The sequence below is a fragment of the Paenibacillus sp. EKM206P genome (genome assembly GCF_011066155.1).
In the GTDB taxonomy this organism is placed as follows: domain Bacteria; phylum Bacillota; class Bacilli; order Paenibacillales; family Paenibacillaceae; genus Paenibacillus; species Paenibacillus polymyxa_D.
Map to the genome: position 1 here is coordinate 384,223 of NZ_JAAMNQ010000003.1, position 12,577 is coordinate 396,799.

At 43.0% G+C, this 12,577-nt stretch carries 10 protein-coding genes and 2 pseudogenes; 3 read left to right on the top strand and 9 right to left on the bottom strand.

Going from position 1 to position 12,577, the window contains the following annotated elements:
* Nucleotides 1-10 precede the first annotated feature (10 nt).
* From nth to G9G53_RS08485, 7 genes and pseudogenes are all read right to left on the bottom strand, one after another.
* Nucleotides 11-685, bottom strand: a complete 675-nt coding sequence (nth, locus tag G9G53_RS08455) for an endonuclease III (protein WP_029514969.1) — start codon at nt 683-685, stop codon at nt 11-13.
* A gap of 213 nt (nt 686-898) precedes the next feature.
* Nucleotides 899-1,549: a GerMN domain-containing protein gene (locus G9G53_RS08460; protein WP_029514971.1), complete on the bottom strand. Its 651-nt coding sequence runs from the start codon at nt 1,547-1,549 to the stop codon at nt 899-901.
* Nucleotides 1,550-1,594: 45 nt separating this feature from the next.
* Nucleotides 1,595-3,094, bottom strand: a complete 1,500-nt coding sequence (locus G9G53_RS08465; RefSeq protein ID WP_165146832.1) for an N-acetylmuramoyl-L-alanine amidase family protein — start codon at nt 3,092-3,094, stop codon at nt 1,595-1,597.
* A gap of 296 nt (nt 3,095-3,390) precedes the next feature.
* Nucleotides 3,391-4,968 carry an N-acetylmuramoyl-L-alanine amidase gene (locus tag G9G53_RS08470; protein ID WP_165146835.1) on the bottom strand — a complete coding sequence of 526 codons (1,578 nt, stop codon included), beginning with the start codon at nt 4,966-4,968 and terminating at the stop codon, nt 3,391-3,393.
* Nucleotides 4,969-5,200: 232 nt separating this feature from the next.
* Nucleotides 5,201-5,803, bottom strand: coding sequence for a 3-isopropylmalate dehydratase small subunit (gene leuD, locus G9G53_RS08475; RefSeq protein ID WP_165146838.1), 603 nt, complete (start codon nt 5,801-5,803; stop codon nt 5,201-5,203).
* Between the two features lie 21 nt (nt 5,804-5,824).
* Nucleotides 5,825-7,249 (bottom strand): 3-isopropylmalate dehydratase large subunit, encoded by a 1,425-nt coding sequence (gene leuC, locus G9G53_RS08480; RefSeq protein WP_029514977.1) that lies wholly within the window; start codon nt 7,247-7,249, stop codon nt 5,825-5,827.
* A 621-nt stretch (nt 7,250-7,870) separates the two neighbouring features.
* A pseudogene (locus G9G53_RS08485) lies at nt 7,871-8,049 on the bottom strand (fibronectin type III domain-containing protein); the annotation flags it as partial.
* Between the two features lie 179 nt (nt 8,050-8,228).
* Here G9G53_RS08485 and G9G53_RS08490 point away from each other — a divergent pair.
* On the top strand, nt 8,229-8,468 hold the full coding sequence (locus G9G53_RS08490) for a hypothetical protein (protein WP_029514978.1): 240 nt from the start codon (nt 8,229-8,231) through the stop codon (nt 8,466-8,468).
* Nucleotides 8,469-8,545: 77 nt separating this feature from the next.
* A pseudogene (locus G9G53_RS26410) lies at nt 8,546-8,844 on the top strand (SPRY domain-containing protein); the annotation flags it as partial.
* Between the two features lie 194 nt (nt 8,845-9,038).
* On the opposite strand, the gene G9G53_RS08500 reads toward G9G53_RS26410, so the two are convergent.
* Entirely contained in the window at nt 9,039-9,458 is a 420-nt protein-coding gene (locus tag G9G53_RS08500) for a hypothetical protein (protein ID WP_069010667.1), read from the bottom strand.
* Between the two features lie 460 nt (nt 9,459-9,918).
* Complete coding sequence (locus G9G53_RS08505; protein WP_039271170.1) at nt 9,919-11,334, bottom strand: helix-turn-helix transcriptional regulator; 1,416 nt, start codon at nt 11,332-11,334, stop codon at nt 9,919-9,921.
* A gap of 283 nt (nt 11,335-11,617) precedes the next feature.
* On the opposite strand from G9G53_RS08505, the gene G9G53_RS26420 reads away from it, so the two are divergent.
* Entirely contained in the window at nt 11,618-12,433 is an 816-nt protein-coding gene (locus tag G9G53_RS26420; protein ID WP_238437744.1) for a hypothetical protein, read from the top strand.
* The last annotated feature ends 144 nt before the right edge of the window (nt 12,434-12,577 follow it).

A 12,577-nucleotide genomic window follows, 5' to 3' on the forward strand; every position in this document is an offset into this window, starting at 1 on the left:
TTGTGGGTCTTTAAGCTCTACGTTCCTTATCTTTTCTGATAAGAGACGTTTTCATACGTTTCTTGCCTTCCCTGCATACATCAAGCAACGGACACACCTGACATTGAGGGTTTTGAGCTTTACAATGGTAGCGCCCGAAAAAAATGAGCCTGTGGTGGGTCAAAGACCATTCATCCCTAGGAACCCTCTTCATCAGCTTTTTTTCCACCTCAAGCACTGAATCATCCCACCCTGCAAAGCCGAGTCGTTTTGAAACGCGCTCTACATGCGTATCTACCGCAATAGCTGGTACATTAAAAGCAGTAGATACAACGACATTAGCCGTCTTGCGGCCAACACCGGGTAGCTTAACCAGTTGATCGTGCTCCGAAGGTATCTCTCCCCCGTACTGGTCTATTAAAATACGACAGAGGTTATGAATATGCTTGGCCTTGTTTCGGTACAAGCCGATTCTGCGAATATCCTGCTCCAGTTCCTCAAGAGGAACAGCTAGGTAATCCTCAGGTGACTTGTATTTTTGAAACAGGTCTGCCGTTACTTTATTGACCATCTGATCGGAGCATTGAGCAGACAATAACACGGCGATCGTTAATTCAAAAGCATTGTCATGGTTCAACTCACAATGGGCATCCGGAAACATCGTACCGATGGTGTCCAATATATGACGTGCGGTTGCTGCATTCACGGAAATCCTACCTCCTACCAAAAAAAACGTCTTGATACGGGATAGCCCGCATCAAGACGGTCACTCTAAATAATCATCCGGAAAGAAACGAATACTATTTGTGCATGACTGCCTGCATAGGCGAGAAATACACTCCTATATTATCATTATCTGTCACAGATTGCACGTGAAAAGTGTGCAAATTCCCAAGAAATTTTCATAGCGTCTGATCGGTTAGCGACTCATGGGATGATCCAAATCTACATGCCCCATTAAGGACTCTAGAGATTGACCATCTACGAGCAAATCCAGCGTTTTGACTTCCTTGAATTGGAACATCGTTTTCTTCAAGGCATCGATAGCCAATTCCTCACCGCCAGCTCCCAATCGAGCCTCGTCCGGCAGGGAAATATCAAAAGTCAATGCACCGTTATCCAATTTGATCTTATGCACGGAAATTTTCTCGGACCACAACGGGATTAGAGCAGAATCCCCACTCTTTTGCAGAGCTTCAAACGCTTTTTGCAACTTTTCCAGCTCGCTTGGATAGGTAATTTCCTTTTTCTGTTCTTTCAAGCCATTCTCTTGAGTATCCGTATAGTACACCGTAATCTGTTGTGTTTGTCGATCTCCTGAATTTTCCGTGTCCGTCTTGGTCTTTGTAGGCTCTGTTGACGGAGATGCAGGTGTTTGACTCGCCCCATTATTTTCAGCAGACTGAGCCGATGGATCAGGGGTCGTCTGTTCGGGTGTGCTATTTTGTGCATTAGAAGTTTGTGTTTCCTGAGATGGAGTCGCAGGAGCCGTTGTTTGCTTAGAGGCACACCCTGCACCTGCAATGGCAAACAGTGCCAGCAGACCTGCAATTACGATTTTCTTGTTCATATGTCCCCCTCCTTGCTTGACGTTGACAAGCGATTTGTTGAAGATTTATTTTACGTCGAGATACTCTGTGATTCCATCTGCAATCCCTTGAGCTACCCGGTTTTGAAAATCTTCATCAAACAGTGTGGCTTCCTCTTTTGCATTACTCAGATATCCTACTTCAAGCAATACGGCTGGCATAGTCGTTTCCCGAATTACATGGAAATTGCCATAACGAATGCCGCGGTCTGTTAGGCCCGTCGCAGGTGCAAAGTACTTGTGCATAACGTTGGCGAACGCTTTGCTTGCACTACGCTGGTAATACGTCTCTGTACCGTTGGAAGCTGAGCTACCGCTGCTGTTAGCATGAATGGACACGAACACGTTAGCATTAAGGTTTTCAGCTACTTTTACGCGCTGTTTAAGCTCCAAGAATGTATCATCACTGCGTGTCAGCACAACCTCAAGTTTGGGGTTCTGCTTTAATATGCTTTCTACTTTCAGAGCCATCGCTAAGTTGAAGGTCTTTTCATAGTTTTTTCTCGAAACACCAACTGCTCCAGAATCTTTTGCTCCATGACCAGCATCAATAACAACGACCTTTTTACCATTGCTGTTCGTTGGTGATGTCTGTGTGTCATCCGGCTGTGAGCCATCTGGTAACGTTGCGTCTGGCATGGTATTCACTGAATCTTTGGAAGCCAGATCGACGATAACACGATTCGAGCCATCATTATATGCGGTATAATTCATGGCATGTTTCAAATCAATAACAACGCGCACCGTTGAAGGTTCCTTTTGGAATAAAGCATAACGGATACCGGACACATCCGCTTCATTCTCAATGTCCAGCGAACCATTTAAGCTGCTATCCAGCTTTTGCTGGTCTCCGAAATTGTCAGCAAACGCAGTCGCTGGCAAATCCACCACTACCCGATCAGGGCCTGTCATCGTAAACGCTTTCGCCTTAACGGCACTGGCTGTTGTGATAGTTAAACGGTTTTGGCTGAAACTGATTCCCTGCACCTGTGTAACACCTGAGTTTGCATTATTCGTTGGTGCAGTTACACTTCCAGTACCTGTACTGTTATTTCCGGACTTGGGAGGTGTAAATTCCCCGTTTCCAGACCCGCTACTGCGGGTATATAATTTTACGGACTTGGAGCTGCTGTCCCATTTTACGTCCAGTCCCATTTGCTCGCCGATAAAACGAAGCGGTACAAGGGCATAATTGGAACGCAGCAGAGGCGAAGCATCCAGACTAATGTCGCTTCCATTGACAGTCGCCGTCTTACTTCCGATTATCATTCGGATCAAGGTACTGTCCTTCTCAATCGTTATGGTTCGCGCCTGCTGCTTCCATGTCACGTCATATCCCAAATTTTCAGAAATTACGCGTAGCGGGACCATTGTACTTCCGCCAATTACTTGTGCCTTAGCACCACTAGGGACACTTAACTGTTGATCGTCGAGATAGATTTGTGTTCCACTCGAAGCCGCATGTCCATAACCCGGAACCGCCCACATGAAGACAAATAATAACAACAAAAAACCAAATTTCTTCATTCGTCACCCTTCCATTCATAATTTTTTTGCCACATGCTCCGGTGCGGCGACCTGATATACGCGCTTATGTAATATCAGACAACCTTTTAGACGTTATCTCACACCAAAAGTTGCGAATATATTCCATCATAACAGAAATATACGTGCCAAAGAACTACTTTTGTCGAATTTTGACTAAAAATATAGATCATTTGCTTTCCGTCAAAAGTCACAGCCGAAAAAACTAAAAAAGCTACTTTTCACCCCCATGAATTTTCATTAATAAGGTGGAAAGTAGCTTTTATTGTAAACCTCACTTAGTTAAGTGGTTCCGTTGCTCCTGTGCCTGCTGTTCCGAGATACTCCTTCAACCCATCGACAATACCTTCAGCGATCTTCTCTTGTGTTTCTTCTGTGAACATGGCTGCTTCATTTGATAGATTACTAAGGTAGCCACACTCCAGCAATACTGCAGGCATTTGTGATTTTCTCGTCACCACATGGTTTGCCACTTTAATGCCGTTATCCTTGAACTCGGTTGCTGCTACAAGATGCTTGTGCATGATCGTGGCCAGGCTCAAACTTTCCTGACGTGCATAATAGGTTTCTGACCCATTAGCTTTTCCGTTATTAGAAGCTGGCATACTGTTACCATGAATGGAAACAAACACGCTAGCCTGCTGATTATTAGCGAGCTGTGGTCGTTCATCCAGCGTGGGATACGTATCTCCATTACGAGTCAATATGATTTGAATATCGGGATCATTTTGCAGAAGCTGCTCGACCTTTAACGCTACCGCCAATGCAAATTCCTTTTCATGTCGCCCAGTCACACTACCTGCCCCAGGATCCTTGCCACCATGTCCGGGATCAATTACGACGATTCGCCGTCCTTCGACATTCGTTGGTGTTACCACTGCTGAATTCACACTACGCTCACGCAATTGAAGGGTGATATCACCTAGGCCATTGGTTGAAAGATCGTAATCACGTGTCTGATTTAAAGCTATGACAATGCGTACGCCCCCATCTCGTCCATCTGCGGGAGCAAATCTAATTTCCTGCACATCCTCACTGTCACTATTCGTCAACGCCCGCGTGCCATCGGTGCGAATCGGGAACGGCTGAAGAAAATCAGTCGCCAGTGAAGTCCCGGGTAAATCTACAACAATACGATCATTCCCCGTCATTTTGGATACTTTAGGGGTAACATCTTTATTCAGAGAAATCTTTAACGTTTCACCCTCAAAAGTAATATTTTTTACAAGCAACGCATTTGCTGCGGTCCGTTCTGTATTTTGCTGCTTGGTTGGTGAAGCTGCAGCTTCAGTATGCTTATCTGCTTCAACTGGGTTTATTGTCGTCACTGTTGCTGAAGACGTTTTATTGGTGCTTGTTGTACTCCGTGTTGACGTTTGCGACGATGGTTGGGATTGTGACTGTTTATTTGCTTGTTGAGTTGCAGCCTTTTGACTGAGATTTACGGATTTACTTTTATTATTCCAATCTACTTTTAGTCCCATTTGCTCCCCAACAAAACGTAATGGAACCATGGTTGAGCTGCCCCGAAGCACAGGAGGTGCATCCAGACTAACTGTTTTTCCATTCACATCAGCCGATGTACGGCCTACATACATAGACATATCGGTACTATTTTTTTGAATTGAGATTTTATAGGATTGTGGTTCCCACTTGAATTGATATCCAAGCTGCTCCCCAACCACCCTTAGCGGTACCATGATTTTTCCATTGACCATTTCAGGCTTGGCATCTGCAGGCGCTTCCACCCTTTTGCCATCTAAAAACAAATCTGCTCCAGCCGCGTTCACATGAGGGGAGGACGGCCACAACCAAATCAAGATAGCCGCTAGTATCACCCAACCATATTTCTTCATCCTCATTCCCCTAACTTATATATGTATTTTTTGGTGTTTCTCACAGACACAGTCCTTCAACCATTTTACATTTACAATACCATGCTGAGTCGAACCGTCAACCCCTTATTTTCCAATTTATTTTTTGAGCATGATAAAAGCCCGCAGGCAAAAGGATTGCCAGTACGGGCTTTCTGTCTAACAAATGAGCAAGCTATATGGCTTCGTATTGAACCTAAACTGGGAATTATGATTATGCGCCTTGTTTCGCAGCGCGTCTTTGTTCATACGCCAGAATTTCAGATTCATGCTGGAGTGTCAGTCCAATATCGTCCAAGCCTTGCAGCAGGAACTGACGGCGATGTTCATCCAGATCGAATTCAATTTTCAGACCATAGTCGTCTGTGATTGTTTTTTCATTCAGGTCTACGTTCAGTTGGTAGTTATCATGCTGCGCCGTACGCTGGAACAATTCCTCTACTTGCTCTTCAGACAGCTTGATCGGCAATATACCGTTTTTAAAACAGTTATTATAGAAGATATCTGCATAAGACGGAGCAATTACGCAACGAAACCCATAGTCCATAATCGCCCACGGTGCATGCTCACGTGAGGAGCCACAGCCAAAGTTAGCGCGAGAGATCAGCACAGACGCCCCTGCATAACGAGGCTTGTTCGGTTCAAATTCAGGATTGATATTGCCTTCTTCATCAAACCGCCACTCGTAGAACAGAAACTGTCCAAAGCCCGTACGCTCAATTCGTTTCAAAAACTGCTTAGGAATAATAGCGTCTGTGTCCACGTTCACCCGATCCACAGGTGCTACAATTCCTTTTAATGTTGTGAAAGCTTCCATCGTAATTCCTCCCCCTGTATCCTAGCGGACTACTTCTTCCTGCTTGAATTTCCAATCCCGTACATCAACAAAATGCCCATGAATCGCCGCAGCGGCTGCCATTGCTGGAGATACCAGATGAGTCCGTCCTCCGCGTCCCTGACGACCTTCAAAGTTACGATTAGAAGTCGAAGCACAACGCTGTCCCGGTTGCAGTACGTCTGGATTCATCGCAAGACACATACTGCATCCTGCTTCACGCCACTCAAATCCTGCTTCTTTAAAAATGATGTCCAGTCCTTCTTCTTCAGCCTGAATTTTCACACGTCCCGAACCTGGTACGACGATGGCCGTTACTTTGTCAGAAACCTTGTAGCCTTTGGCAACCTCAGCGGCTGCACGCAAATCTTCAATCCGCCCATTAGTGCACGAGCCGATAAACACATAATCAATCGCAATATCCGTGATCGGAGTACCTGGCTTCAAATCCATATATTCAAGCGCTTTCTCAGCCGCTTTACGTTCGTTTTCGGTTGGCAGTTCTGCCGGAATCGGTACGGTTGAGGAAATATCTGTACCCATACCCGGGCTCGTTCCCCAGGTTACTTGAGGAATCAAAGCATCTACGTCAAACTCCAGCACAACATCAAACTCAGCGCCTTCATCTGTGACAAGCTCTTTCCACTCAGCAACCGCTTGCTCGAAAGCGTCTCCTTGTGCTACATGTTGACGTCCACGCAAGTAGTTGAAGGTGGTTTCGTCCGGTGCAATCATTCCTGCCCTGGCTCCGCCTTCTATGGACATGTTACACACAGTCATGCGCTCTTCCATGCTCAATTCGCGAATAGATTCACCTGTATACTCAATAACATAGCCTGTAGCGAAATCTGTACCGTATTTGGCGATGACACCCAAAATCATGTCTTTTGCTGTCACACCAGGTTTGCGGGTACCTACAAAGCGAACTTCCATCGTTTTGGCTTTGGCTTGCTGGAGACATTGTGTTGCCATTACGTGCTCTACCTCACTGGTTCCGATACCAAAAGCGAGTGCTCCGAACGCCCCATGTGTGGAAGTATGGCTATCACCACAAACAATCGTTTTGCCCGGATGAGTCAGACCAAGTTCAGGCCCCATAACGTGAACGACACCCTGATCCACCGTATCCAAATCATACAGTGTGACACCGAAATCACGGCAATTTTGAGTTAATGTATCAATTTGCTGCTTGGAAATCGGGTCCGTAATATTGTAACGGTCCTTAGTCGGTACGTTATGATCCATCGTTGCAAACGTAAGCTCTGGACGACGTACCTGACGGCCGCTAAGACGTAATCCCTCAAACGCCTGTGGCGATGTTACCTCATGTACGAGGTGAAGATCGATGTACAAAATACTCGGCTTACCTGCTTCCTGATAGATGACATGGTTATCCCAAATTTTCTCGAACATAGTCTTTTTACTCATCATTATTCACCCCTGTGTTTTTCGAACCTAGTGGAGAGAAGCTGAGCGGCTCTCTCTTGAATGTCAACAATATACCACGGGATGTCTGATTGGTCTAAGATATGATATCTATAGAAGTGATAGGTTAAGGCTATAAGAATAGATGAGGTGAATATAGGCGGTTCCTTGCACTGATTTCTATCAGCTCTTAATAGTAAAAACAGTCCACTTATTTCAGCCGCTCCGGCGTGGATCAGGCGTAGTTAAGGGGTTATTCCCCTACCCACTCCGGAAAAGCGGCTGAAGGTCATTCTGTTGTTTTCAAAACGTTGTTGTTTCACCAACTTCTTTAAGGTCGGGGACGGGTCGAACGGCGAACCTTATACATTCCTCAGGAGCTAATGTGGCTACTGGTGGAGCTTAAGAATCTTTATAAATGAATTAATTTCAAGATGATTACCAGCAAAATGAACAGTGCCAAGACAGCAGCTATCGACGTCCAAACTCTTCCGGTGATTCCCGCGTAGTCTCTTTTCATTTCCCCCACACGTAACGCCTCCTTTATTTTAGGGTACTATACTCCATAGGCTATGCGAGGTCTTGATTAAAGGAAGGGCTTCTTAACAAAAAATGCTTAGTCAATCCAGTACCAGCCTGTCTGCTCTCAACCAAGCGATAAAGTCATTGACCTCTTTCATGCTTAAGTCAAATTCCTTGTCCAAACCGGTAGTCATGGTCAATACCATGATTGCGCGATTACCTGAGAGTTGCTCAGGGTCAGTTTGACCTCCTCCTTGTGGAGTGACAGAGGCTCCATTATTTTACTGTATATATTTGGAAGTATATTCCTCGAAATGTGTCTAAACATAAACCTGCCAATCTATAAATACAATCTAAATATTTGCATATTTATCTAACTGATGACTTACCCAAGATCGATCCTACTCCCCTGTTATTACTTGGAATTATATTAAATCTTCTCAATACTATATTATGAGGCGTGGCGAAGTATCCACGCTGGATTGCTTATGAATTTGAAAGTCCTGTAGTTGTCAACAAATATGTGTTGGCTCCACGTAGATCTAGTTTAACCGAATCGCCAAAAGATTGGATGTTCGAAGGGTCGGACGGTGTTTCACGGGTCATTCTCGATACACAAAAAAATATTACTAACTGGAAAGAAAAAGAGAAAAAAGAATTTCATTTACCAATGAAACAAAATATAAAAAATACCGTTTGAACATCACTAGTAATACTGGTAATTCTCTATTTTCACTTGGAGCCTTCGAGATGTACAATAATTTGCCGGTAACACCAACACCAGATCCGTCTACAACACCTGGTTCGTCCGATACAGATAAGGCCTCTCAAGCAACTGGTGACCGCGCTATTCTTACTGTAACCATGGGTAATGGGTTTGATAAAGAATTCGATCTGAGTAAAAAAGAATTGAATGCTTTCACCGCTTGGTATGACGCAAAGGATACTGGTAGAGGTCCTTCATTCTTTGCCATTGATAAGCACAATAACAACAAGGGACCATTCAGCAACCGTAAAGACTACGTAATATTCAACAAAATCCTTACGTTGAAGTAAGTGAGTATTCAACTAAATAATAAACACCAAAGGACTCCATACTGGTTACATACCAGCGGAGTCCTTATTCACATCCACTCTAAATTCAAACTGATCAATGAAAAAAAGCTCTACCGAACAATTAAGGGGATTAATTCACTTGTTGGCTTGAACAAACGCATAATTAGCCCTCCTCACCAAACGGCTAGAAGGACAGTTGTATAGCTAGGATAACTTAGAGATTTCCAGGCTGTGAATCAGCTACCCCCCATGTTTCCCCATTAACTTTATAGTCGCTGCCTCTCCACTGAAGTATGTAGTCTCCAGAACGCAAACCGTCGCTGAAACCTTGGTCAGTAGATTTCCAAGTCACTGTGTCGTGAGGAGCGATTACTAATCCTTCAATATATAGTTTGTTTGAACCGCTGTGAGTTAAACTTACCTTTACTGGATGATCAGAGTGATTCTTCATACGAAGTTTAACATGACCCCATCCTTTAGGGACACTAAAGGATTCTTTTACAGTTGCGCTTCCCCCCGATCTTTGATTAATTATGGTGTTTTTGCTAGTTATACTTGGTGAAGCTGAAGCAGCACCTACCGTAGTTGCTATAGCTAAAGATAAAATCGAGAACAGAAATATTCTTTTCTTCATCCTTTTCCTCTCCTATTTTTTTGTTATGGTCTACCTTTAAGGCTACCGATTACAATTTGGTAGGTTCTTTAAGATCTACTCTAAATTCAAACTGCTTACGAAAGAAATACGACTCGTTAATCTTAATTGCATCAGGCGAAAACTTTTCCACTACTCCGCCGTAGTCAACGACCGTTATCAACTCATTGCTCAACGGCTGTACTACATATACTCTTACCTGGCCTAACGCATCTGCAAAAAGTTCTATATCCGACTTTGACACTCTATATGTATAGTTCATGCTGATCACTTCAGAAATAGTATTCGAGTAAATCGTGTGGTAATTCCTACACTGAAGAAAGCTCTGCCAACCATAAGGTTAGCAGAGCTTTTTCTTTAAAATCCTCCAATGGTAACGTTAGGCTGAATACTATGGTGGTGGTTAAAGGCTTGGTCCGGCATAGTAACAATAAACAAAAAGCTAGCCGCGATGACTAAAAGTACCATTTTTTTGAACATTGTTTTCCCACACCCTTTCAATAAAATTGAAATACTCAGCTTTAGTTTCAGGAACTGCATGGGCTTGAAAACGAACAAACAACCCCATACAGTTTATAAAGTAAGTTTCATTATTTATTATATGTGACTTTACCATTGCATTCATCAAATATTTAAAGCCATCAATGTACTTCCCTCGGTATAAATAATAAAAACCTAACTCGTAACCAAACCACGCGATATAATCCGGTATCACTTGTCGGGTATACATATCATCTGATGATGGTTGTTGTGAAAAAGTCGCAATTAGCGTTTCAAATCGTTTGAGTATATCGTCTACATCTATGCTAAACTGGTTTGCTGCGATTATAACATTCAGCAGTTTTGAAAGCTTTTCATTCTCGTTAGCGGCTGATGTTGTAGCAATATATTCAACATAATCGTTCAGCAGGCTTATTTCTCCTGACAACAGCTTATATACGTAAGTATTTCCTACCGCCCAGTGACTGAACAGGTTTACCCAGTGTTTTGTGTCCTCGTCATCCTCTTTAACCCAGTCTAAATCCGCATAGGCGTATGTATATTGTAGAGCTTGTTGATAATCGCCTTGAGCTTCACAAACACTAGCACACAACAGGTCAGCATAAGCAATGTATCCAAATAACGGCCCTCTTGTTCTCTTTTCATCATCTAGAAACTTTCGTTTTTCTTGGTGTTGTAAACTATACTGGATTTCCGCTTTAGCTCTCATTTGCCTTGCCATTTCGTCTACCTTGTCCCATTTACGTAATGACCTATATACGTTTGCCAAATCCTTCAATGCGTCAAGCTGGTCTATTTCATCCAAACGCTCGACATAAGGCTCAAACAGTATAGCTGCCTTCATATTCCGACTTTGATCATCTCCAATTTGAATCGTAAATATTCGATATTGACAGACTGCCAGACGTTCAGAATGTTGGTACTTCTCTGCTTCTGCTACGCTCTCATAGAGCAGCAGCGCCGCAGCATGGCGTCCTTGAGCGAATAGGGTTTCTGCAATGTCAAACAGTTTGGGCGAATAAAGTAGATTGTCCATGATGGCTCCTACCACTCGACGGATCGCATCCAACTTGTCCAACTCCGCACAACGATACAAAAATGGCTCGATTCGTCTCATATTCGGGGGCGTGTCGATGATGTAGTTTTCTATAAATAAGTCGTAAAAGTGGCCTTCCGGTAAACCCATCGCCTCAGTAATTAGATCAAGCTGGTTAACAGACATAGGCTTGTTTCCTGTCACAATGGCACTTAGCGCCCCCCTATTCATGCCTGCAACTTGCCCAAATTGCGATAGACTCAAACCTTCTTGTTTTAAATATCCGTCTAATTCTGCTCTAATCGTAGGTGTATGCTTCATGTCATATCCACCCTTCATACAGAAATTCCAAAACTTTTATATTATTGCATTCTATTGTTGTCCATAATTTAACAGTTGTCAATAACCTTTATTTCTTTTGCATTTTATTAAAGAACTTCGGCATAATCGGTGGCATGAAATGACGTAAAGAACACTCTCCGCAGCCTATACCCATCTTAAAAAATATTAAATATATTCATATCTGCCATAAAAAGGTTTACAATATTAGTAGATTCCTTTACGCTGGCTTTGTATTTACAAATTTTTCAAGGAGGTACTTTGTATGAAAGTAAAATTTCTTCCACAAGCTTTTCTGGCTGCAACGCTACTCATTTCTTTGGGAGTCGTCAGCCCGGCAATCTCTCATGCCGAAAAAGGAGATAAAATCCCTGACCGCATGTTAGCGGGTACCATCATCCAATATGATGAGAACAATAACATGGTTGTATTGGAAAAAGGAACTCCAGTACCTGAACAGCAAAAATCTAAAGCTGCTATTGCCCCACTTACTGCTGAACAACAGGCTGAGCTAGAAAAAGAAAAACAACAGGATAAAGAAATCGATGAAGCAACCAAATCACTGCCGGTATATCATATTGATAACCCTGACCCTCAGCCTGGTTTAAAAGTTATTTATGACGGCGAAGGTTACATCAAAGATATTATCTTGCCTGATCAAAAAGAAAATGCGATTACTACTAATAATGTTTCGCTTCAAGCATTACCACGCGGTACACGCAAACCACCTGGGGCATATACATATGGAAATCATGATAATGAAATTAAAATTAGCGGAACATCTGATGGCTATGTTCGAGGCACAGGGAGAGGAACAAACTTCACAGACACGTATGGAGAAAATTCCAATAGACTTCAAAGAGGTGACTGTGCAACAAAAGGAGCCATTGATAATCCCGAGTTTGGGACAAAAATTCGGGTAAGAAATTATGATAATGATATCGTAGCTAATTTTTATAAAGCTGATAATGGGAGTCTTCCAGATGCAGTCATTGATATTTGGAAAACGGGTGTAGAGGATCTAGGTTTAGAATGGCATTCGTACGTCTCATTTTCAGCAAGATATTCCTATGATTTTTAATATCTTTGCACCGAAAAAGGATAGGATCTCGCGTCCTATCCTTTCCCTTTTCGTTATCATATTCAGTTTGATTCATCACTTATTTCAGAAAGGATGTCTCGTTTGAGAACACGCCACTACAAATCCTTTAAGTTCTTTATACTT

What these genes read in the sequence shown, in the direction of transcription:
- G9G53_RS08460 (WP_029514971.1), bottom strand. Translation starts at nt 1,549, where the DNA reads ATGAACAAGAAAATCGTAATTGCAGGTCTGCTGGCACTGTTTGCCATT.
- G9G53_RS08465 (WP_165146832.1), bottom strand. Translation starts at nt 3,094, where the DNA reads ATGAAGAAATTTGGTTTTTTGTTGTTATTATTTGTCTTCATGTGGGCG.
- G9G53_RS08505 (WP_039271170.1), bottom strand. Translation starts at nt 11,334, where the DNA reads ATGAAGCATACACCTACGATTAGAGCAGAATTAGACGGATATTTAAAA.
- leuD (WP_165146838.1), bottom strand. Translation starts at nt 5,803, where the DNA reads ATGGAAGCTTTCACAACATTAAAAGGAATTGTAGCACCTGTGGATCGG.
- G9G53_RS08470 (WP_165146835.1), bottom strand. Translation starts at nt 4,968, where the DNA reads ATGAAGAAATATGGTTGGGTGATACTAGCGGCTATCTTGATTTGGTTG.
- leuC (WP_029514977.1), bottom strand. Translation starts at nt 7,249, where the DNA reads ATGAGTAAAAAGACTATGTTCGAGAAAATTTGGGATAACCATGTCATC.
- G9G53_RS08500 (WP_069010667.1), bottom strand. Translation starts at nt 9,458, where the DNA reads ATGAAGAAAAGAATATTTCTGTTCTCGATTTTATCTTTAGCTATAGCA.
- G9G53_RS26420 (WP_238437744.1), top strand. Translation starts at nt 11,618, where the DNA reads ATGAAAGTAAAATTTCTTCCACAAGCTTTTCTGGCTGCAACGCTACTC.